This is a genomic window from Geminocystis sp., assembly GCF_041753295.1.
In the GTDB taxonomy this organism is placed as follows: Bacteria; Cyanobacteriota; Cyanobacteriia; order Cyanobacteriales; family Cyanobacteriaceae; genus Geminocystis.
Genome location: NZ_JBGSUU010000084.1, coordinates 41522 through 65158 on the forward strand (window position 1 = coordinate 41522; position 23637 = coordinate 65158).

Sequence of the window (23637 nt, forward strand, 5' to 3'; positions counted from 1 at the left end):
AAAAAAGGTAAAAATATATGGGATTATTTGATTTTATCGGCAAAACTCAAACCATTTTTAAAAATAAAGAAATTAGTCAACAAAAATTTAGTAAGGCAAAGGAATACGCTCAATTAAAAAAACTAAAAGAAGCAATAAAATTAGCAGAAGAAATTAAATCTTTATGGAAAGAAAACCCCTCTTGGCGTGAACAATTAGTACGAGATATGGCTATAACTGACTTATTATACAACGTTAATACTCAGCTTACGACATGGAAAATGCGACTGCAAAGAGGAGAATCTTTCGCTAGTCAAGGAAAAGAATTTATTGCCTTAGATAAAAATGATCCTTTTGACAGTACAATTCTTACTCAAGCCTTAGATTCTTTTACTAAATGTAACGAGCTTTTAGATGAGACAGAATATGTAGTTAATGAACAAATTTTAAAGGATAAAATTAAGCACAGAAATCAATTTCAATCCTTATATAATGAAGGTAAAAATCAAGGTAAAAAAGGATTTTATCGAGAAGGTTTAACTTATCTTTTGAATGCAGAAAAAATTTATAAAGTTGTCACTGTAGCAAAAAAAATTAAAGAGTATGAAAATTTAGCACAATTGCAAACTCAATATGAGAATAATTTAAAGCAAATTCAACATATTGCTAGAGAAGGTAATTTTATTATTGCCAAAAGTCAATTAGATTTAGTTTTAGAAAAATTTAGCCGTCAAGATGGGGAGGAATTAAAACAAAAATTAGAGACAGTTATTAATGCTAAAACTGAATATAGACAAGGATTATTAGCGGAGAAAATAGATAACTTTAATTTAGCAAAAAAACAATATCAATTAGCATTATCTCATTTGCATAGTTTCGATTTAGCTCGTTATCGTTTAGCCTTAATTTATATCAAGGAAAATGACTATAATTCTGCTTTATCTTGCCTAGCAAAAATGACAGGAGAAAGAAGCAATTATTTACGAGGATTTTGTTATTTACAAAAAAATGAGTGGGAAAATACCGCTAAAGAATGGAAACAAATTAATCATGATTTAGTAGATAAACAAAAAGAATCTCTCAAAATTTTAATTCAGAGAAATCGTTTACAAATTATTCAACATATCGAAAATTTAGTAGCGGATAAAAACTATGAAGAAGCGAAAAATTGTTGTCAAAATTTAACAGAAAAATACGGTTATAACGAAAATATTGAACATAATTTATCTAAGCATATTCAACCTGCTTTAGAGTCTCAATTATGGCAATCTAAAAACTTAGTTAATATTATTAATCAACTTAGTGAGGAATTTAAAAATACTCCTAATATCATCATTTTACATAATATGGCCATCGCTCTTTATTATCAAGTGCAAATAGATGCTAGTTATACAGAAAAATGGATAGCAGTATGGGCGACAGGATTAGTAAATATTAAACAAAATCCAATTTTACAAAATATAGTTTGGTTAGGTAGTAATCACATTGACTATGAAAAAACCAAAGAAGAATTAATCAAAATCGTAGAAAATGCCATTGATAAATATAAAGATAGTAACTTGAATAAATATTATGAATTAAGGGATATTTTTCGGAGAGAAATGTTAGCTATGGAGTTAATGGGAAATCCGCCAAATAGTGGAGTAAAAATTAGAGAATTATTCATCACTCCTGCTTTTTATCAACAGCATAAATCCCAATTAAAAAACATCAATTTAACGATAAATCAATTAGGCACATTATTTACTGATTGGGGTTTAACCGTTGCCGCTTGTTTAAAAAATGACGTAGAAAGAGGGATAACAATTAAACCAAATTTAACTCCTTCTTCTGACATAGAAAAACTAGCTTATAGTCTGATTAATTATCATGAAGGTTGTTATCATTTACAACATAACTCATGGAAAAAAGCAACAATTAGTTTAGAAAATGCTAAAAATGAGATCAATAATAATGATGATTGGCAAAAAGAAATTAACCAGTTATGTGAAAAACAAAGACAAAAAATTGAGAACTTTAATGAACATTTAGAATTTGCTCAATTTTGGTATAATCTATTAAAGTCTTCATCTTCTGCTAGTTATTTAGCGGAATTTAAAGCAAGAGAAATTTCTGATAAAGTGGCTAATGAAAAAATCTCTTTTTCTCAAGCAATTAGTCAACTTAAAGAAGTACAAAAAATTGATCAAAATAATCCTTTAATTTTAGACTTATTAAGTAGATTAAAGTATAGTAAAGAAGCGGAAGAATTTGATCAACTTTTACAACAAAATAGATTTGAAGATGCGGTTAAAAAAGCTAAGCATTCATCAAATCAAGAAATAAAATATTTAGTTGCTTCTATCTTTATTGAAATTGCTTTAAATGGTGCAAAAACTAAAGATTTAGAGTGGGAAACCTTACAACAATTAGGAAGATGGGCTTATGAAATTTGTCCTTATGAGCCTGATTTTCGAGAATTATATAAGGCTTTACATATTATTTAATTAAAAAATTTAACTATGTTTAATCAAGAAAATATAACACCAAATCCTTACGATGTTTTAGAAGTTTCCCCTTCAGCATCTACGGCGGAAATAACGAAAGCCTTTGCTATGGCGATGAAGAAAAAAAGGTATAATCCCAAGCAAATCGCAGAAGCTAGAAAAAATTTAATGGATAGTCAACAAAGGTTAATTGCTGATTATTTACGTCCTAATTTACCTTTAATTCAAAGGTTTAAAAAACAGGATTTATCAGCATTAAATGAGCCTATTCCCTTGATTAAATTATTACCTGAATTTGATGGTTTAGATACTGCTTATAAAGAAAGTGAAACTATTTCTGAATCAGATAAAAAATTAGGATTAGAATTATTTTCTTAATCTAACTAATAAATTTTATAGTCAATAGCCATGGTAAAGTAACTTTTTATTACAATCTATTTTTACAGTATAAAATCATGACAACATTAAACTTTTTGAAAAACTTAATTTCTAGTAATAATAAGTCTAAAAAATCAGTAGATATTGATGATAATTTATCGGATAATCAGAATATTTTACTTATTACTAAGGAGAAAAGAGATCAACTTTTACAGGAAAATCAAGAGTTATTAAAGGAAAAAACTAAATTACAACAAACCGTCAAAATTCAACAACAGGAAAATGAAGCAAAAGCCGAGGCATTATATGAAGAAATGTTAGATATTTATGATAGTTTAGAATTTTTAATTAACTATTTAGATAATAATTTACAAGAGGATAATTTTAACCCTAAAGCCTTTAAAAGATTGCCAAAATTTACCTCTAGTATGCAGGAAAAATTACTCACTATTTTATCTCGTAGGGAAGTAGAAAAAATTGATTTTAATGGCGATATTCCTGATTTTAGTATTTGTCAAGTAGTTGAGCGAGAAATAAGAGAAGATATACCAGATCAAACTATCACTAAAATTGTTCGTCAAGGGTTTAAAATAAAAGAAAAAATCCTTCGTTATGTAGAAGTTATTACCGCTAAATCTGAGGTTTAATTATCTTTTTATTTTAAGAATATTTATCTTGATATAAAGTCTAAATCCCCCAATAATGGAGGACTTTTAGATCATTTTATCATCAAAATTTGGCTTGTATCATTAGTCATCTAATGCCGCAATACCGGGTAAAATTTTACCTTCAAGTAACTCTAAACTAGCACCTCCACCAGTAGAAATATGACTCATTTTTTCGGCAACGCCAACTTTTTCTACTGCCGCCACGGAGTCACCACCACCGATAATAGTAGTAGTGCCTTTCTCTGTTAAATCTGCTAAAGTATGAGCGATCGCATCTGTACCATGAGCGAATTTTTCAAACTCAAATACCCCCATAGGGCCATTCCAGATAACCGTTTGACAGTCAGCAAGGGCATTTTGGAAGGTTTTAACAGAATCAGGGCCAATATCTAAACCCATCCAACCATCGGGAATACTATTAATATCAACGGTTTTAGCGTTAGCATCAGGGGCAAAATTATCAGCTAAAACTACATCAGTAGGTAATAAAAATTCAACTCCTCTTTCTTTTGCCTTGGCTTCCAAAGATTTAGCTAATTCTAGTTTATCTTCTTCTACTAAAGACTTACCAACACTTAAACCACGGGCTTTATAGAAAGTAAAAATCATGCCACCGCCGATGATTAATTTATCACATTTTTCTAGTAAGGTTTCAATGACACCGATTTTACTAGATACTTTTGAACCACCAATGATTGCAACTAAAGGACGTTTAGGAGTTTCGATGGCACTTTGTAAAAATTCTAATTCTTTTTCGATCAAGAAACCAGCTACAGAGGGAGATAAATAATGAGTAACCCCTTCTGTGGAAGCATGGGCACGGTGAGCAGTACCAAAAGCATCATTAACGTATAAATCAGCGTTACTTGCTAATTTTTGTGCAAATTCAGGATTATTAGCTTCCTCTTCGTTATAAAAACGGAGATTTTCTAATAAAGCAACATCACCGTTTGCCATCCCATTCACTCCCTCTGTGACATCATCACCGATACAATCATCAAATTTAGTAACTTTTTTATCTAATAATTCTGATAAGCGATTACCCACAGAAGTTAAACGTAAACTTTCTTTAACTTCACCTTTAGGACGACCCATATGACTACATAAAATAACTTTAGCACCATTAGAACTTAAATAATTAATAGTAGGTAAAGCGGCTTTAATACGAGTATCATCGCTGATTTGTCCGTTATCCATGGGTACGTTAAAGTCCACACGCACTAACACTCTTTTTCCTTCTAAATCAGACTTTGTTAAACTTGCAATGCTTTTTTTTGCCATGACAAAATTTTCCTATATATATTAGATTTTTAAAAATAAATCGGTAAAAAATTTTACTTCTTTGGAGATTTTACCCGAAGTGTAACGATATGTAAAATTATTTTTAAAAGCAACAAAAGCAATACAAATAATAAAATATATTAATATACCCCATGAAAATTGAACAAGTAGGCAATAATAAATAGTAATAAAAAATGTAAATAAAGTTTAATTGTTAACTGTTCATTGTTCTGAAGTATTATGTTTAAAAAAGTTCTTTTTCCCATTGATCAAAATAGAGAAACAAGAGATGCTGTTGCCGTTGTCAGTAATGTTGTTAAAACCTATGATAGTAAGCTATTTTTACTCTCTGTAGTGAAAAAATCAGCAAAGGATGATTCTGTGATGAGTAATGAAGAAAATGTCGCTAAATTATTAGATAGTGCCAAAGAATTATTTGCTCAAGAAAATATTATTGCTGAAATTATTGAGCGTGAAGGGATGCCTTCTTTTACTATCTGTGACGTAGCCGATGAAGTAGAAGCAAATTTAATTATTATGGGTTGTCGAGGTTTAGGGTTGACTCACGAAGGCGCAGAGGAAAGCGTTACTAATCGAGTAATTAATCTTGCACCCTGTCCTGTTTTAGTCGTACCTTAAAAAAATAGTACTCAATGTCTAATTCTGAAAAATAGTTTGCCAAGTAGCTTTTATTACTGTTGGTTCAAGACTTAAATTGCTGATAATATGGTCTAATTCTTGATCTTGACAGGTTTTTGCTACTATTTCCGCTTGTATTTTCACTCCCATAACCATTCCTCTTAATTTTTCACTATGTATCGAACGAATTTCAAAATTATTCTTTTCTTTTAAACACCGAAGAAATATTGCTCGAAGTTTCAATTCATCTTGATGATGACAAATAAACGAACAACAATAACATAATTCTAATTCTTCCTCTTCTGAAGATATTTGATTAATTATTTCTCCTAAAGGAGTTAAAAATAAGTGGGCAAATAAAACCACCAGAGAGCCAATAAAAGCCTTAGAAATAAACCCTGCACCTGTTAAAGCACCAACAGCCGCCGTACACCAAATTGTGGCAGCGGTGTTTAAACCTCGAATACTTGCTCCTTCTCGTAAAATTACACCTCCAGCTAAAAAACCAATACCAGAAACTACTTGAGCAATAACACGAGTACGACTACTATCTCCTTCTATCATCATGGAAAGCATAACAAATAAACAAGCACCAATACAAACTAAACTATTAGTTAATAACCTTGCCATCCTTTGTCGCCATTGACGTTCAAGTCCTAAACCTGAGCCTAATAACAAGGCTATTATTAACCTAATTATAAATTCTGTATCTTCCATAAAGTGATCTTATTTCGCCTGATTTATCCTTTACCTATGAAAACATAAATTAGGAGATAGGAGTTGTCAATTGTTAATTGTCATGGCTTCATCTATAGCTGAGGTACGAATTGTTCTTTTTCAGGTACAGTGGTATATTCAGCTACGATTTGACGAAATTCCTCACCGTCAATGGTTTCTTTTTCGATGAGTAAGTCAACTAAACGATCCATAACTTCCCGATTGTCTCGGACAATTTGACGGGCAATTTGATGACCATGTTCAGCTAACATTTTAATCTGAGCGTCAATACGAGAAGCACTTTCTTCTGAATATTCCGCACGATTCATAAAACCACCGCCTAAAAACACTTCTCCTCCTTGACTTTCCAAAGAAAGTGGACCTAAATCACTCATGCCGAAACGTGTTACCATCTGACGAGCCATACCAGTTACTTGTTGTAAGTCACCTCCTGCACCGGTGGTTACTTCATCATCCCCGAACACTTCTTCTTCTGCGGCTCTTCCCCCCATTGCTCCAGCAATTCTTGCCATTAACTGTGCTTTGGTGGTTAATCCTTGTTCTTCATTAGGGGTAAACCATGTTAAACCTTGAGCTTGTCCACGAGGAATTAAGGTTACTTTTTGTACTGGATCATGATCTTTAATTAAAGTACCGACTATGGCATGACCAACTTCATGGTAAGCAATTAAGCGTTTACTTTTGCTATCCACTAAAGGAGTGCCTTCCATACCCGCTACCACACGATCCACCGCCGCATCAATTTCTGATAAGGTGATTTCTGGTTTACGACGACGGGCGGTTAAAATAGCTGCTTCATTGAGTAAGTTTGCTAAATCTGCTCCACTAAAACCGGGGGTACGACGGGCGATGGCCTCAAGAGAAACACTAGAAGCGATTTTTTTGTTACGGGCATGAACATCTAAAATACCGATTCTACCTTTAAAATCAGGGGGATCAACCATAACTTGACGGTCAAAACGACCCGGACGCATTAACGCTGAATCAAGGACGTCTGCACGGTTTGTAGCGGCAATGACGATGATACCAGTATTACCTTCAAAACCATCCATTTCTGTTAATAATTGGTTTAAAGTTTGCTCTCTTTCATCATTTCCTCCGCCGATACCTGCGCCTCTTTGTCTTCCCACTGCGTCAATTTCATCAATAAAGATTAAACAAGGTGCATTTTCCTTAGCTTTTTTGAATAAATCTCTGACACGAGAAGCACCAACACCCACAAACATTTCGACAAATTCAGATCCAGAAATGCTGAAAAAAGGTACACCAGCTTCTCCTGCAATGGCTTTAGCTAGTAGGGTTTTACCAGTTCCGGGAGGACCTACAAGTAAAACACCTTTAGGAATTTTTGCACCAATAGCCGTAAATTTTTCGGGCTGTTTCAAGAAAGTAACTACTTCTTCTAATTCTTCTTTTGCTTCTTCAATACCAGCTACATCATCGAATTGAATACCAGTTTTAGCATCCATTTGAAAACGAGCACGAGATTTACCGAAATTCATAGCTTGTCCAGGTCCACCCGGCATATTACTAGAGCGACGGAAAAGGAAAAATAAAGAACCAATCAATAGTACAGGAAAAACTAAATTACCTAAAATACCCCAAATCGCACCTTCATTCCGTAGAGGATGAGTATCAAAATTAATTCCAGATTCTCTCAATTTAGTGATTAACTCTGGAGAAGTACCGGGTAAATCAACTCTTAATCTTTGTACTTGATGTAATTCGGGATCAATAGCTTCTACAATAGCAGTACGTCCATTTTCATAGAGATCAACACTGCTAACTCTGCCTTTGTCTAAATATTCTAAAAATCTACCGTAAGTCATGCGAGTACTAGCGGTATTGTTATTATCACTAACGTTAGTGGCAAAACTACCCTGCCACACAAAAAAGCCGATTACTAAAAATGGTATTGTCCATAATAGGACTGTACGCCAAGATAATTTCATATTTTCCTAAATTTATTTATCTAACAGTGAATTAAGTAGTTAACTTGTTCTGTCTTTTGTTTTTTTTACTTATGATCAATTGTAACAACATTTCTTAACTAAACTTAACATAGTTCTCATTTTTATGACAATTTTTTCAGCCATAACACCCATTTAACTAAAATTTTACATAATCGAATTAATTATTGATTTCAGGTTTCGTAAAGGGTAAAGGGTAAAGGGTAAAGGGTAAAGGGATTAAAAACCTGATACCTCCTTTTTTAATCAAGTTCGGCTTCCATTACCATGGCAGTGGCTTGACGGGTGGTATTTTGAAATTCTTGAACATTAACTTTATTTAAAAGAGCGATAGCACCTATAATAAAAAGAGCTTCACAGAAAAAGACAAAACTATAGGCAAACCAAGCATTATTAAACATAAATCTAGCCACATCGAGAATCCAACCACCGATAGCGATGGCGATACCTCGTGACATGGATTGTGCTAAACCCCATGCACCAATAAAAGTTCCAGCAGTTTCTGCTATGGTTAAATCTAACATCAAACTAATTGAACCAATAGTTGTTATACCAGCAGCGATACCAAATAATACCATAGAGCCTTGTAATATTTCAGGGGTGGTAGTTAAACCAGAAAGAATAATCAAGCTAAAAGATAAAGCAACTAAGATACAGCCTATTTTAGTGGTTTTGGTTTTCCCTAAACGGGGAATGACAAAAAATCCTGTTGTACCATAACCGATTAAAATACCAATACCCCAAAAAGAGTTAAGCATAGTCGTTTCACCAATACTCATTTTAAAGATTTCTCCGCCATAAGGCTCTAAAACTGCTTCTTGCATAAATAAACTCATGGTAATCATGACTAAAAAAGAGAAAAAGATTCCTGTTTGACGGGAAGAAGTAAGAATTTTTAATGCTCGTTTTAAGCTGATACCATCTTCTCTATCCACAAAAGATGAGCGTAAACGATAACGAGAGTATTTTTTTTCTACTCCCCAAGTGGCAATGAAAGTTAAGAAAATGACAATCAAAGGGACAATTATAAATATAGAATTGATGGGCGGTTGTAAAGTACTTAAGGAAATTGTGTTATCTTCTTCTACGGCTAAATTTTTGAGTAAAACTTGACCTGTAACACCACCAATAACAATTCCAACCATTAACATTGACCAAATTATACCAACTATTTTTGAGCGGTTATCTTCGTCAGATATATCCACCAGTAAAGCAGTAAAAGGGGTTGAACTTGCACCGATAGCAATACCTTGTAAAATAAAAATTAAAGCCAAACTTAGACTCAAGATAATTGTCGAAACATTCCATTGCCAACCGTTATTTATCTCGATATTTTTGCCTAATAGCCAGACTATTTGTACCGCTAAAAATATACATAATCCAGCCATCATAATTCCAAGACGTACATAACCAGTACGATGTAAGCCAAATAATTTTTTACTATCGGATAATTGTCCTAACCAAATACGAGTTGGTGCAACTAACTGAGATAATGCTAAAGTACCTGCGGCGATAGTAGCTGGAATACCTAACTCAGAAATCATTACCCGATTTAATACCGCTAAAGTCAACACAGAAATTAAACCAATACCGAGATTAAATAAGCCTAATCGTAACATCGTAAAAATATTGACTTTGGGAATAGTATTCCCTGTGGTTTCAGAGTTAAGATCTTGGTAATTATTCCTATTCATATTCATTTTCTAACGGTGGGTAATTTTAATATACTATTTAGAGTTATAATTATTTCTGACTATCTAAAAATACTTTTATATAAAACCTGATTAGAAAACGTGAATTATTCTTCATCAGATGTCCAAACACGGGATGCTCAATATAATGCCAATGTCATTGCTCAATATTATCGTTATCGCCCTTGGTTAGCCATATTTCGTAGCTTAAAAATTATTATTTATTTTGGTGTTTTTATTATTCAATTAACCCTAGATAAATGGTTTAAACAAGAAGAAAAAAATAAGTTAAAAAGAGCAGAAAAACTAAGAAAAATTTTGACAAAATTAGGACCTACATTTATTAAAGTTGGACAAGCATTATCCACTCGTCCTGATTTAATTAGAAAAGATTTTTTAGAAGAACTAATTAAATTACAGGATCAATTACCTCCTTTTGATAATGAAATTGCTTTTGAAATTATTGAACGAGAATTAGATTTAAAAATAAAAGAAGCCTATCGAGAAATTTCTAGTAATCCTATCGCTGCCGCTAGTTTAGGACAAGTATATAAGGCTGTTTTACACACTGGAGAAGAAGTAGCAGTCAAAGTTCAGCGTCCAAATTTATTGCCTGTTATTTCTTTAGATTTATATTTAATGCGTTTAGCCTCTAGTTGGGTAGCTCCTTTTTTACCCCTTAATTTAGGTCATGATTTAGGGTTAATTGTTGATGAATTTGGTATAAAATTATTTGAAGAAATTGATTATATTAATGAAGGAAGAAACGCTGAAAAATTTGCTACTAATTTCTTAGGAGATAAGGAAGTAAAAGTTCCTTGTATTTATTGGCATTATACCAGTCATCATGTCTTAACTTTAGAGTGGATTAATGGTTATAAATTAAACGATTTAGATGGTATTCAAGCCGCTGGTTTAGATTTTAGCGAAATTATTAGAATCGGCGTAACTTCAGGGTTAAAACAGTTATTAGAACACGGTTTCTTTCATGCAGATCCACACCCGGGTAATTTATTCGCCATGGCTGATGGTAGAATGGCTTATATTGATTTTGGCATGATGGATCAATTAGCCGAAGATACTAAAGAAACCATCGCATCTTCTGTAGTACAACTCATAAACCGTGATTATACCGCTTTAGCTAAAGATTTTGTCAATTTGGGCTTTTTAACCCCAGAAACTGATATAACACCCATTATACCCGCCTTAGAAAAGGTTTTAGGTAGTGCCATCGGACAAAGTGTCGGTGATTTTAACTTTAAAACTATCACTGATGATTTTTCGGAATTGATGTATGAATATCCTTTTAGAGTACCGGCGAAATTTGCTTTAATCATTCGCTCATTAGTTACTCAAGAAGGTTTAGCCTTAAGTCTTAATCCTGATTTTCGCATTGTTGAAGTGTCTTTCCCTTATGTTTCTCGTCGTTTATTAACGGAAGAATCCCCCGCCATGCGTAAACGTCTTATTGAAGTATTATTTAAAAATGATAAGTTTCAGTGGGAAAGATTAGAAAATATGATTGCGATCGCACAATCAGATCGGCAATTTGATTTATTACCAACAGCAACATTAGGGATACAATTTTTAGTATCAGAAGAAGGGGATTATTTACGCCGTCAACTAATTACTGCTTTAATTGAAGATGACAGACTTCACACGAAAGAAGTACAAAGATTGTGGACATTAATTCAACCAGAGTTAAACCCCCAAAAACTTTTTGATGTGGCATTACAAGCCATCAAGCAATTTTCTCAGGATTTAGTAGCCAGTTAAGTAGGGGATATTTATCCCATTAAATGGCATTCACCCACCGAAGAAGTTAAGATTTTACGAGATTTGATATAAATGCAAATTTTAGATAATCCCCATAATCAGCGACAAAAATCTCAGCCTTTGCGTATTATTGCCATAGGTGATAGTTTAATCTATGGTTATGGTGATACCGAAGGCGGAGGCTGGGTAGAAAGATTACGCCGTTATTTTATGAATAGTGATCAAGATCATGTATTGTATAACTTAGGTATTCGAGGAGACGGCATTAGTCAAGTTAACAGTCGTTTATGCCAAGAATTTAGTCATCGAGGGGAATTAAGAAATAAATATCCAGACTTGATTATTTTATCAGTGGGAGTTAATGATACTCCTCGTTTAGGGCATATTCAAGGGAGAAATTTAACTAATTATCAGAAGTTTACTGAAGATATTAATAGTTTATTAGATCAAGCCCAAAAATTATGTTCAGTCATGTTTGTGGGGATGATACCAGTAGATGAAGAAAAAATGCCTTTTTTAGACTGCCTTTATTATAATCTACGAGATCAATATCACTATAAAGAAGTAACAAAACAAGCCTGTGAAACTCGTAATATTCCCTATCTTGACTTATTCGATATGTGGATGAGTAGGGGAGAATATTGGCGAAAGACACAAATGTCTAAAGATGGATTGCATCCTAATATTAAAGGTTATGAATCTTTATTCCATGAAATTGTCCATTGGCAACCTTTACAATTAATAATTAATAATTAGGGGATAAAAAGGAAACGGGGAGATAAAAGGAAACGGGGAGTTGTCATAATTTATTTATTTATTACCATTCATAATCTATTCCAGATTAGTTTAACTGTGATAGTATCTGAGGTAAATAAAGATACCTAAAAAAGATAAAATTATTTTGTGTCGAGGAGTTAAATAACATGAAAAATCAAAGATTATCGTCAAGTAATTTACCTATTCCCAGAAATTATAACCTGCCATTAAAAATGGGAGTTATCGGAGTGGGAAATATGGGGCAACATCACACTAGGGTGTTAAGTTTACTTAAAGATGTAGAATTAGTAGGTATTGCTGATGTTAATGTCGAAAAAGGTTTAGATGTTGCTAGTAAATATCGAGTCCATTTTTTTGAAAATTACTTAGAAATGCTACCTAATGTCGATGCTGTCTGTATTGCAGCACCCACTAGACTACATCATCAAGTTGGCTTAGACTGTTTAAATGCAGGAGTACACGTTTTAATTGAAAAACCCATTGCAGCTAGTATATCAGAAGCAGAGTCTTTAGTTAATGCTGCCGCCGCTACTAATTGCATATTACAAGTAGGACATATTGAAAGATTTAATCCAGCCTTCCAAGAATTAAGCAAAGTCTTAAAAACAGAGAATTTATTAGCCTTAGAAGCGCATCGCATGAGTCCATATTCAGATCGTGCTAATGATGTATCTGTCGTGTTAGACTTAATGATCCATGACTTAGATTTATTATTAGAATTAGCAGAATCACCAGTAACTAAATTGAGTGCGACTGGTAGTCGTGCGGCTGAATCACAATATTTAGACTATGTCACCGCAACTCTTAATTTTGCTAATGGTATTGTTGCTACCGTTACCGCCAGTAAAGTAACTCATCGTAAAATACGCCGTATTGTTGCCCATTGTAAGCAAAGTTTAACAGAAGCTGATTTTCTCAATAACGAAATTTTAATTCATCGTCAAACTACTGCTAATTATACTACTGATTACGGTCAAATTTTATATCGTCAAGATGGTTTAATCGAAAAAGTTTACACAAGTAATATAGAGCCTTTACACGCAGAATTAGAACATTTTGTCAGTTGTGTTAGAGGTGGTAATAAACCCTCTGTGGGTGGTGAACAAGCCTTAAAAGCGCTAAGATTAGCTAGTTATATTGAACAATTAGCCTTAGATGGTAAAGTTTGGCAGGAATTTCCCCTCGATTTACAACAAATTAATAGCGAATTCATTAGTATTTAATTAAGAATCTTATACCCATATTACTGATGAAGATAAGGAATAGGAAATAGTTATCCAAATTTCTTAATCCTTAATTCTTTTTCCCCATTTCAGACAAAAAAAGCTATTATAAATTGCTAATTTTTCGCTGATATTCTTCTTTAGTAATTACCCCATTATTTAAGGCTTCTTTTAATTTAATAATTTTAGTCTTATTTCGTTGTATCAGCCTTTCTTGTAAAATTGTTTCTCTCATATTGGCTTCAATTTGGTTAACTTTTTCTTCATACTCCTCTTGATTTAAAATTCCTTGAGAAAAGGCAGATTGCAATTTACTAATTTTATCTTCAATGACTAAATTAATTTCATAGTCATCAATTTTTCTTTCTAAAATCGCTTTTTTTCTTGTAAATTCTGCTTCGGTTAAAATTTCATCAGTAAAGGCAATTTCTAACTTATTAATTTCTTCTTCTAATTCATTGATAATTTTTGTATCTTCTGAATTTTTATCTAAGTTAATAGGAGAAGAATTGTTAATATTGTTTTCAGAAATATCTTGATTATTTTTGTTAGAAATATCTGTAGTAATTCTTTGAAAATTAAGCTCATTTTCTAGGTAAGAAATTAACTCGTTTTCTAATAAAAATCCCCATCCTGCCGTAGCAATACCAGTCATAACGGTAAAACCACCCGTAAAAATACCAGCAAAACCTGCACCTGCAATATTTTGAATCCATTTTCCCCTAGTAGTTTCTACCACTAATTCTTGATTCTTAATTATGGTATCATTAGAGAAATAAATTAAAATTTTAAAAGCTAAATTTGAGCCTAATAATGTTCTAATTGTACTTGTTTTTCCCGCTTGAATTAAATAAATTCCTTGTTTTTCTGTGCCTTCTACTTCATATTGTTTGCCTTTAAACCATAAAATTGTTGCACGATAAATTTTGTCTAAATCTTGACTGTTACGACTAATAAAATAACTTTTTGCCATAATTTTGTTCTGAATAATTAAGATAAATTATAATATAATAGTCAATCATAAATTTTCTTAAGAAAATAAAAAATATCAATCTTTTAGTTTAACTATCATTAATAACAAGTGCGTAAAAGAAATCATATTTAAGGAAAAATAAACCAATTAAATTATTAATATTTTATTTTTTTTACCTAAAAATCTTAAACATCAATTTTTTTTAGTTATTATTTTGGTGATTTTATGACAATTAATCTCAGAAGACTTTAAAGATTTTAATTCCTCTAATAAAATTATATAATTCTCTTTTAAATTTGACATGAAATCATATTCGGAAAACAACACTTACAGTAATGGATCATGAATCATTATAACTGATTATAAACTATTACTTTATAAATCTTTACACCCGAACAGAGTTGTTGCTAATATTTTAATTACAATATAATTAGAGAAAATATTAACCTTATCAAATTGATTATGAAAATGATTAAATCATCAAAGTCATTATTCTCTTATTCTCGGCAATGGCAATTAATTTCTTTTCTGATTTTAGGTTTACTTATTTTTTCCTTAAATTCTATTATGGAAGTTAATTATTTTATCAAACATTATCTGCTTATTTTAGAGATTCAAACAGGAATAGTTTGTTTATACTTTCTTTCATTAAAATTAAAAACTTTTAAGCATAAAAATAGTAACTTTATTCGTAAATAAATCAATCAATCATAAAAAATATTTTATCTTGTTAACTTAGATTATAAAAGGAATAAAAACATGGAAGCAAAAAATAAATCAGTCGCAATAATTTTAGCTTTTTTTCTAGGCACTTTCGGTATTCATAAATTTTATTTAGGTAATAATTTTGCAGGAATTTTATACTTAGTTTTCTTCTGGACATTTATTCCTGCTTTACTTGCTATTTTTGATTTTATTGGCTTATTATTAATGTCAGATAATGCTTTTAATGCTCAATATAATGTTAATATTATTCCAGCCGCACAAAGTAATAGTCTCACAACTTTAAGTGAATTAAAAAAATTATATGATCAAGGTATCATTACTGCTGATGAATATGAAGAAAAACGCCGAAAATTTTTAGATAAACTATAAAAAAGAAAATTAATTATGTCTCAAAATAATTGGTTTGACAAAAATCCTCCTTGGTTATGGTGGTCATTTTTACCTATTTTTGGCGGTATTTCCATTGTTTATGCAGGATGGAAAACAAAAACTAATTCCTGGTTATATATAGGTAGTGGATTAACTTTTAGTTCAATTATTTTATCATCTGCAATACCAACTTTAGTAAATTTAATTTGGATTAGTCAAGTTATTATCGCTTTTAAAATTAAGGAAAATTATCTCATCAAAACTGCCCCTAAAGGCGTATTAATTACTTCTACTAGAATTGCCCAATTAATGGCAGAAAGTCGAGGAAAAGTTGATATAAATACTTGCTCAAAAGATGATATTATTTATCAGTTAGGTTTATCTATTATTTATGCTAACGATATTGATTGTTTAAGGCATGAAGGTTATATCTTTACAGATATTGATGAATTATCCGAAGTCGTTGGTATTCCTGAAAATATTTTAAAACGTATCGAACCTTTAATTGTTTTTAGTTATAATATCAATAAAGAATTTGACACTTCTTGGCGAAGATTAAACTCTTTTTCTGTGGAAGAATTAATGACTTTAAATATTGACGAAAAAAATGCTTTAAAAATTGTTATTGAAAGGCAAAAAAAAGGAAAATATCAGTCTCTTTTAGATGTGAGAAAACGTACAGGAATTCCTATTAATATTTATCGTCATTTAGTTTAATAAAAATTTTAAAAACTTCTTAATAATTTACTAAACTATTATTAATTTCCTCTATTAACAATAATAATTTTATTCCCAATAACAGCGTTACGAGCTAATAAATTATTATTAGCATCTTTGATGTTAAACTTATAGAAATTAAGGTTTTTAACTTTATCAAAAACATCATTAACAACATTATTTTGCTCATTTTCTGTCAATTTATACCAATCTTGACTAAAGGTAATTACTAAGTTATTTGTGCTAAAATTTGCTTCTATATAAAGAATTAATTTATTTCCGTATTTATTAGTTATATTTGTTATTTGATTTTCAATATTTGTTAATAAAGATTGCTCTGGAGTTACATTTAAGTTTAATTCTTCTACTTTAGAGTCTTCTGATAAATTGTTGGTATCTATTTCTAAATTTGTATTTATTTTATTTTCTGAATTTGACTCTATCTCTTTAGATTCTGGAGAAATTTCTTCCTCAACTTTTATTTCTTCATCAGGATAATTATTTATAGGAGTATCTAATTTGGAGAGATGATTATTTTCAATAGTTGGCATTTTATTTGTTACCAAAGTTTCTTTATCTTCAACAATTATTTTTTCTTCTTTCGACAGCATTACTAAATTATTTGACTTTAAATTCCAAATAATAATATTAGTAATTAGACTAATAATTAAAAGAATTATCAAGATTAAGTTTAGATTAAATTTTCTTTTAGTTTTGATTCTTCCTTTTATTGTCTTATTCTCAGGATTATTTTCTGATATATCATTATTTTCGGGTAATTTATTTCCTGTTTCATTTTCATTAGTAATACTAGCTTTTTTTAGTTGTAAATAATCTACTAAAGCATTACTAGAATCGACTAAATTTTCAACTATGGTTAAGTTAGGTAAATCTTCAATAGAATTATTTTTAATGATTTCTATAGCTTTTTCAAGTTGAAGAATAGTTCTTTTTAATGATATTTTTATTTGAATAGATAAGCTTTTATCCGACTTTTGTGAGTTATCAAGCATATTTTATAGAAAAGTAATAATAAGATGAAAGTTAAATAGTTATTCATGAAAATTTTATAGGTTAAGAAAGAAAATTTCAATTATTTAATTATGTTATATCTCTTAATTCTCTTTCTCAATTAATAATTTACCATACTCAAAGCAAAAAAGTCATTACTAATTTATTTAATAATTTTACTACCTCTTTTACATTACTTATGATAAATTGAAAGTAAAAATTAACTACTTTTATCTTTTAATATTTATGGTTAATCAAATCTTATTTAAAAAAAAGATTAATAGACTTTTATTATTTCTCTTTATCTTAATATTTTCTTTCGGATGTACATCATCTCAACCGCCTTTAGAATTTGCACCAAATGGGGAGATAATTAAAAAAGCTATTCTTTTAAATTTAGAAAAAAGTTATAGTAACTTGAGTCGTCAACTAAATACAGAAAAATCAGAGATAAAAATTAATAAAATCGACGTGATTCAAATAAAACCTAATCTAATCTTTAATTTACCTACATATCATTTAGAAGGAAAATATCAAATTATAGTCAAGAAAACTTCATTTCAAAAAAAGATAATTAACAATACATTTAATATTGATTTACAACGACAATCAAAAGGCGATACATGGAGAATATTAATCAAAACTCAAGAAAATAAATCTGAAAAATATTTTAGTTATTTAATTAGATAATATGTATTTTAATTTACAGTTTTTAAATTTATTTAGATTTAACATACTGTCAGATTAAGTTATCTTAAAATGTAGCTATGGTAATAAAGTTTTAAATTTTGTGCTGATAGAAAGATTAAAGGTTTATCTACAGCATTATCGGAATAATCGTTTTAACTTTTTAATAACATTAAACATCTTACTAATTCAATAACATTGGCTACTCTAAAAAATTAATAATATTATCTCAGAGGTTAAATGATGAAAATACTTTTATTAGATGATTTGGTAAATCAAGGGGTTATAGCTTCGGAAATAAGAAGATCATTAAGTATAAATTGTTTTGGAAAAACTTTTCATCGTAAATCTGATTTACCTAAAAAATTTAAAGAAAAAGCATTAAATATTTGCAAAGAAATTCTTGATATAGGAAAAGAAAGTTTTATCCTTGAAACTAATTATTCTTATACTATATGGGAAGAAGAAATTGCAGTGAAAGAAAAGATTAAACCGGAATATTTATCAACAGTTTCTGGGGAGATTAGGGAAAATAAAACAGAAAAAATAAATGATATTCCTTTACCCTTATCCTCAGAAAATAGTAGGGAATTGTTAGAAACAAATTCATCTATGAAGGAAAAAGATGGTAATAGGGAAATATTTGCAGTAGAAAATAAATATAATCTTTTTCAATATACTTCTAGGGAAGATAGAGTAGAAATTATCAAAAAAAGTAATAGTAATAGACGAATTTCGGCACAACATTCAGAAGAAATGGAAGATATAAAAACCTATAGAGGAGTTGTGGTTAATAACAATAAATCTATAGAGGAAGAAATAATTGTCGAGGAAAAAACTATCTCTAAACATAAGGTAAAACCAAGAACTTATAGAGGTATTACTTATTAGTTATTTTTATACTTGCCTTGAATTTTTAACCATAAATCTTCCACTATGGTATAAAAAACAGGTACAAAAATTAAGCATAAAATGGTAGAGGTTAATAAACCGCCAATAATTGCCACTGCCATTGGTTGTCTTAATTGTGCACCTACACCCCACCCCAATGCAATGGGTAACATTCCTAAAATAGTCGAAGAAGTTGTCATTAAAATTGGGCGCAATCTAGTTATTCCCGTGGTTATAATTGCATCTTGACGAGACATTCCTTTTTTTCGCAATTGATTAGCGTAATCCACTAACAATAAAGCATTTTTATCTAATAATCCTAATAAAAAAATTATTCCTAACAGGGAAATCATACCGAAGGCGCTTTGGGTAAAGAGTAATCCTAGCATTGCGCCAACAATAGATAAGGGTAATGATAAAGCTACTACGATGGGTTCTAGTAAACTACCAAATAATGCCCAAAGTAATAATAACATGAAGCTGATAGATAAAACAAAAATGATGCCAAATTGTCTGGCAATTTCTTCCATTCTTGCAGAATCTCCTCCAAGGGAAAGGGTAACATCAGAGGATAAAAGAGGTTGAATTTTCTTCTTGACTTCCGTAGTTAAATCTCCCAAGGCTTCATCTTTTCCTAAATTAGCCGAAAAAGTTATAGCTCTTTTACCGTTAAAATGTTCGATAATGTTTATATTATTGTTTTCTTCTGTAGCATTTTCTGAGGGTGACATCGTTAAATCTGTTAAGGCTGAAAAATTTGCTAATTTTCCTTTAACTTTATTCCCGCTTTGATTCAAAGAAGTAAGATTATCTCCTAATAAACGAAAAGAAAAAGGTTTTTCATCTCCTGTGTCAACAAATTTAATATCTTCTACACTGATATTTACTCCTTTGATAACGGGTAAAGTTTTTCTAATCTTATTTTGTACCTCAAAAGCATTAATTTTTCCCTCACTTTTTAGCTTAATATAAATTTTACCTAAATTTGGTTGCCCTCGAAAACCAACAATATTAAAAATAGACTCGATTTCGGGAATGTCTAAAATTACTTCCTCAATTTTTTCTCCTATGCGGCGAGTGCGTCTTAAAATAAAGCCATTGGGATTTTCTTTAATTTCTCCTAACCAGTTAAAGCTAGAGTTATCTTGATTAATAGAGGAATTTTTTTCCTGCTGATTTTGATTAATATTCCAATCACTAGGAATTTTCGGCAATTCGGTGGTATAAATAATATTAAATTCTGCTCTGTCTAATTGAGGAATAAAACCTTGAGGAATAAAGGGAATTAAAGCGATACCGATGATAAAACTGATTAAAGCGCCAATTAAAACTATTTTACGGTGAGATAATGACCAAATTAATAAGTTACTATATTGTTTAACTATTTTGTGACTAATATTCATCATTAAAGAATTTTCTAGGTTTTGCTGGTGGTTTTTCCTTTTTAACCAAAACATCGCTAACACAGGAGATAAAGTGCGCGCTACTAAAAGAGAAATTATCACGGCGGCGGAAACCGTTAACCCAAAAGGCTTGAAAAATTGCCCAACATTACCGCTAGTTAAGGCAACGGGTAAAAAAACAGCGACGATGGTTAAAGTGGAAGCTGATACAGTTAAGCCAATTTCATCGCTACCTTTTATGGCTGCTTCTTTCGGTGAGTAGCCATTTTCGAGATGACGCATAATATTTTCCACATCCACAATGGCATCATCCACAACAATACCAATGACTAAGGCTAAAGCTAATAAAGTAATAGTTTCTAAATTAAAATTACCTATCGCCATGACAATAAAAGTGCCTAGTAAAGAAATAGGAATGGCTAAAGCGGTGATAAAAGTAGCAGTAAAATTACCAAGAAAAGGAAAAATGACTAATACTGCCAAAATAATTGCTAAGACAAGAGTGTCAATGGTTGCCTGAGTTGCTTCTTTGATATAATTTGCTTCGGTTTGCGCCACATTTATCGTTATCTCACTCAAGGAAGATGACAATTTTTTCATGACAGACTCAACGGATTTCACTACCTCTAAAGTATTACCATCTCCCCGTTTAATAATAGAAATTCCTAAACTTTCTTTACCGTTAAAACTGACAAAACTAGGAGTTATTTTTTCATCTTCAGGAAAATCTAACCCCAAAATATTTACCTTTAAAATACCGTCAATATTTTTTAAAGCTGGAATAATCTTGTTATTGGCTATTTCCGCTATGTCTGCTAAACTTTTTTTCTCGCTAGTTAAAACATAACTAATGGCTGAAGATTCATTGAGATTATAGGGGATAATTTCAATTTTTGTATTTTCTGGCAAATCAACATTAGCGATGGCTTTTTCAATAATTTTCGTCGCCGAATCAAGAGTATCTCCCGCAAAAAAAAGAGAAGTAATTATGGTTTCAGATTTGAAAGTAGAAGAGACGATATTTTCGATAGATTCAAGATTTAATAAAGGTTTTTGCAACGGATTTGTTAATTTTGTTTCTGTTTCAATGGCAGTCTCAAAATTTCCCCCAGCGCGAATAATCACTACAGGAAAAGTCACGTCAGGAAATAAGGCATATTGAAGAGAAGAAAAAGCCAGTAATCCTGCTACACTAACCGCTATCCAAAAATTAATCGTTAACCAAGGATGTTGAATGGCAAGGCGAGAAATATTTAACCGTTGGCGTAAAGAAAAATTCATGAAGAATAATTAATAATTAAGATATAACTAAAAATAAACGTTATTGTTTAAAGCTATTGCCTGATAATTGTTAACTGTCCACTGCTAACTGTCAACTGCCAAATTATGTCAGAATCAAATATTCCTCCTAATAACACCCCAGAAAATTTCATTGACGATTCTCTAACTCCTGAAGAATTAGAAATTTCACCACAAGAACCTGTAGCCTTTAAGACACTTTTTAGTGGTATAATGGAGATGTATAGTGATGAAGATACTGTAGCAAATTATCTCAATGATCATCAAGGGTGGTTTGTACGATGCGCTTCACCAATGAAAGCAAAACCTTTCGGCGAAAACGGTTATACTTTGATTATCGGTAATTATGGCGCTTTTGGCTACAATGTTGAACCAGAAATGACTGTAATACTCACTACTCCACAGTCTAAACATTATTCGATGTATTCGGTGACAAATCCTGAATTTAATAATCAAGGATACGAAGTTAACTATATTTCAGATATGTATATAGAGTCAATACCTGTTTCTCAAGCCTCTGTCGGCATCGAAAAAGTTTATCATCAACAAGGAAAAAACTCTCTGCCTGAAATTATTACTAAAATTAACTGGCAGTTGAATTTACAAGTAAAAGTCAGATTTCCTCATTTTATCTATAAATTGCCCATGTCTATTATTCAGAATACGGGCGATCGCCTTTTAAGTCAAATAGTTAAGCAAGTATCTCCTCGTTTAAGTTATAAAGTACAAAAAGACTTTCATTGTCGTTTCGATTTACCTATTCCACCGAAAACTGCACGCACTTTTAATCCTGTAAAATGATTTTACACAGGAATCAAATATTAGTCAAATTATCAAGAATAAATTATGAGTGAAAATAATCTCAATTTATGGAGAATAATAACATCTGTAACGGAAAAAGCTTTAGCCACAAAAGTTTTACATCCCATGGCGACGAAATATCAAATTGTGGAAGAAAATGACATAAAATTTATTGTGAGAATTTTAGATAACTTAAATCAAAAAGATAAAGCTAAGAAAAAACAAAAAGAAAAACAGAAAGAATCTAACTCAAATTTTAATCCTTTTTTACCCTACGAAAAAGATTTATTTATTGCGGATATTGAGGAAAATCATGTATTAATTCTAAATAAATATAATGTAGTTAACCATCACTTATTAATTATTACCCGTGAATTTGAATCTCAAGAAAATATCTTAACCCTTGAAGATTTTACAGCTTTATGGATAGTTTTAAAACAAATAAATGGCTTAGGTTTTTATAATGGTGGTAAAATAGCAGGAGCTTCTCAACCTCATAAACATTTACAATTAGTACCTTATCCTTTAGTGGATGAAATAGATACTATACCTATTGATGATTTAGTTTTAAGTAATAAAAAAGAAGATAAAATCATTAATCTAAAATCATTTCCTTATCTACAAGCAGTTGCTTTTTTTGAGGATATAACCGATAAATCTCCTGAAGAATTAGGGAAAATAACCTTGGATTATTACTATCAATTACTAGAAAAATTAAACATTAACATTGAAGATAATAAACCATTAATTCATTATAATTTATTAATCACAAAATCTTGGATGATGATAATACCTAGAAGTAAAGAAAAAATGAAATCAATATCTATTAACTCTTTGGGTTTTGCAGGTGCTTTATTAGTAAAAAATGAAGAAGAATTAGAGTTATTACTAAAACATAAACCATTAGAAATTTTAGCTATAGTAGGTTTAAATTAGTTACACTAATAAAATGATAATTCCAGAAAAAAACATCATAATTAACTGTGTTTTATTGACAAAATATAATCTTTAAATTAAGCATAAATTATCAATATACCTATATAATTTCTCAATTATTTCTAAGAATTTGAGATGATTTTAATAGTTGATAACCTATAGCTAGTTAAGTTATTAATCATTTCTGTTCAATTTACGTTAACATAAGATCTTTGTGC

General features: G+C 30.7%; 20 protein-coding genes. 13 read left to right on the top strand and 7 right to left on the bottom strand.

The window, feature by feature from the left end; genetic code table 11:
* The first annotated feature begins 17 nt into the window (after positions 1-17).
* From ACEW8E_RS09145 to ACEW8E_RS09155, 3 genes are all read left to right on the top strand, one after another.
* On the top strand, positions 18-2465 hold the full coding sequence (locus ACEW8E_RS09145; RefSeq protein ID WP_373480029.1) for a peptidase M, neutral zinc metallopeptidase, zinc-binding site: 2448 nt from the start codon (positions 18-20) through the stop codon (positions 2463-2465).
* A gap of 15 nt (positions 2466-2480) precedes the next feature.
* The gene (locus tag ACEW8E_RS09150) at positions 2481-2843 is read left to right on the top strand and encodes a molecular chaperone DnaJ (RefSeq protein WP_373480030.1); all 363 of its coding nucleotides are present in this window, start codon (positions 2481-2483) and stop codon (positions 2841-2843) included.
* A gap of 77 nt (positions 2844-2920) precedes the next feature.
* Positions 2921-3490, top strand: coding sequence for a nucleotide exchange factor GrpE (locus ACEW8E_RS09155; RefSeq protein WP_373480031.1), 570 nt, complete (start codon positions 2921-2923; stop codon positions 3488-3490).
* Between the two features lie 102 nt (positions 3491-3592).
* On the opposite strand, the gene pgk is transcribed toward ACEW8E_RS09155, so the two are convergent.
* On the bottom strand, positions 3593-4792 hold the full coding sequence (pgk, locus tag ACEW8E_RS09160) for a phosphoglycerate kinase (protein ID WP_373480032.1): 1200 nt from the start codon (positions 4790-4792) through the stop codon (positions 3593-3595).
* A gap of 240 nt (positions 4793-5032) precedes the next feature.
* Between pgk and ACEW8E_RS09165 the strand changes: the two genes are divergently transcribed.
* On the top strand, positions 5033-5431 hold the full coding sequence (locus ACEW8E_RS09165; RefSeq protein ID WP_373480033.1) for a universal stress protein: 399 nt from the start codon (positions 5033-5035) through the stop codon (positions 5429-5431).
* Positions 5432-5449: 18 nt separating this feature from the next.
* Here the strand turns inward: ACEW8E_RS09165 and ACEW8E_RS09170 are convergent, their stop codons facing one another.
* The 3 genes from ACEW8E_RS09170 to ACEW8E_RS09180 all read right to left on the bottom strand — a co-directional run bounded on the left by ACEW8E_RS09170 (position 5450) and on the right by ACEW8E_RS09180 (position 9833).
* On the bottom strand, positions 5450-6148 hold the full coding sequence (locus ACEW8E_RS09170; protein ID WP_373480034.1) for an MgtC/SapB family protein: 699 nt from the start codon (positions 6146-6148) through the stop codon (positions 5450-5452).
* A 92-nt stretch (positions 6149-6240) separates the two neighbouring features.
* Complete coding sequence (ftsH2, locus tag ACEW8E_RS09175) at positions 6241-8121, bottom strand: ATP-dependent zinc metalloprotease FtsH2 (protein WP_373480035.1); 1881 nt, start codon at positions 8119-8121, stop codon at positions 6241-6243.
* A gap of 260 nt (positions 8122-8381) precedes the next feature.
* Complete coding sequence (locus ACEW8E_RS09180; RefSeq protein ID WP_373480036.1) at positions 8382-9833, bottom strand: BCD family MFS transporter; 1452 nt, start codon at positions 9831-9833, stop codon at positions 8382-8384.
* A 99-nt stretch (positions 9834-9932) separates the two neighbouring features.
* Here ACEW8E_RS09180 and ACEW8E_RS09185 point away from each other — a divergent pair, with 99 nt between their 5' ends.
* The 3 genes from ACEW8E_RS09185 to ACEW8E_RS09195 all read left to right on the top strand — a co-directional run bounded on the left by ACEW8E_RS09185 (position 9933) and on the right by ACEW8E_RS09195 (position 13606).
* A complete protein-coding gene (locus ACEW8E_RS09185) occupies positions 9933-11606 on the top strand; it encodes an ABC1 kinase family protein (protein ID WP_373480037.1) in 1674 nt (557 codons plus the stop codon).
* Positions 11607-11678: 72 nt separating this feature from the next.
* A complete protein-coding gene (locus tag ACEW8E_RS09190; RefSeq protein WP_373480038.1) occupies positions 11679-12362 on the top strand; it encodes a GDSL-type esterase/lipase family protein in 684 nt (227 codons plus the stop codon).
* A 167-nt stretch (positions 12363-12529) separates the two neighbouring features.
* Positions 12530-13606: a Gfo/Idh/MocA family oxidoreductase gene (locus tag ACEW8E_RS09195; protein ID WP_373480039.1), complete on the top strand. Its 1077-nt coding sequence runs from the start codon at positions 12530-12532 to the stop codon at positions 13604-13606.
* Positions 13607-13712: 106 nt separating this feature from the next.
* Here the strand turns inward: ACEW8E_RS09195 and ACEW8E_RS09200 are convergent, their stop codons facing one another.
* On the bottom strand, positions 13713-14579 hold the full coding sequence (locus tag ACEW8E_RS09200) for an SHOCT domain-containing protein (protein ID WP_373480040.1): 867 nt from the start codon (positions 14577-14579) through the stop codon (positions 13713-13715).
* Positions 14580-15338: 759 nt separating this feature from the next.
* On the opposite strand from ACEW8E_RS09200, the gene ACEW8E_RS09205 reads away from it, so the two are divergent.
* A complete protein-coding gene (locus ACEW8E_RS09205) occupies positions 15339-15674 on the top strand; it encodes an NINE protein (RefSeq protein ID WP_373480041.1) in 336 nt (111 codons plus the stop codon).
* Between the two features lie 15 nt (positions 15675-15689).
* Positions 15690-16391: a helix-hairpin-helix domain-containing protein gene (locus ACEW8E_RS09210; RefSeq protein WP_373480042.1), complete on the top strand. Its 702-nt coding sequence runs from the start codon at positions 15690-15692 to the stop codon at positions 16389-16391.
* Positions 16392-16432: 41 nt separating this feature from the next.
* On the opposite strand, the gene ACEW8E_RS09215 is transcribed toward ACEW8E_RS09210, so the two are convergent.
* Positions 16433-17404 carry a hypothetical protein gene (locus ACEW8E_RS09215; protein ID WP_373480043.1) on the bottom strand — a complete coding sequence of 324 codons (972 nt, stop codon included), beginning with the start codon at positions 17402-17404 and terminating at the stop codon, positions 16433-16435.
* A gap of 244 nt (positions 17405-17648) precedes the next feature.
* On the opposite strand from ACEW8E_RS09215, the gene ACEW8E_RS09220 reads away from it, so the two are divergent.
* Positions 17649-18092 (top strand): hypothetical protein, encoded by a 444-nt coding sequence (locus ACEW8E_RS09220; protein ID WP_373480044.1) that lies wholly within the window; start codon positions 17649-17651, stop codon positions 18090-18092.
* 240 nt (positions 18093-18332) lie between these two features.
* On the top strand, positions 18333-18980 hold the full coding sequence (locus ACEW8E_RS09225; protein ID WP_373480045.1) for a hypothetical protein: 648 nt from the start codon (positions 18333-18335) through the stop codon (positions 18978-18980).
* Here the strand turns inward: ACEW8E_RS09225 and ACEW8E_RS09230 are convergent.
* Positions 18977-21664, bottom strand: a complete 2688-nt coding sequence (locus ACEW8E_RS09230) for an efflux RND transporter permease subunit (protein WP_373480046.1) — start codon at positions 21662-21664, stop codon at positions 18977-18979. The genes ACEW8E_RS09225 and ACEW8E_RS09230 overlap by 4 nt on opposite strands.
* Before the next feature lie 105 nt (positions 21665-21769).
* Between ACEW8E_RS09230 and ACEW8E_RS09235 the strand changes: the two genes are divergently transcribed.
* Both ACEW8E_RS09235 and ACEW8E_RS09240 read left to right on the top strand, forming a co-directional pair.
* Complete coding sequence (locus tag ACEW8E_RS09235; RefSeq protein ID WP_373480047.1) at positions 21770-22483, top strand: DUF1997 domain-containing protein; 714 nt, start codon at positions 21770-21772, stop codon at positions 22481-22483.
* A 45-nt stretch (positions 22484-22528) separates the two neighbouring features.
* The gene (locus ACEW8E_RS09240; RefSeq protein WP_373480048.1) at positions 22529-23419 is read left to right on the top strand and encodes a DUF4922 domain-containing protein; all 891 of its coding nucleotides are present in this window, start codon (positions 22529-22531) and stop codon (positions 23417-23419) included.
* Positions 23420-23637 lie beyond the last annotated feature (218 nt).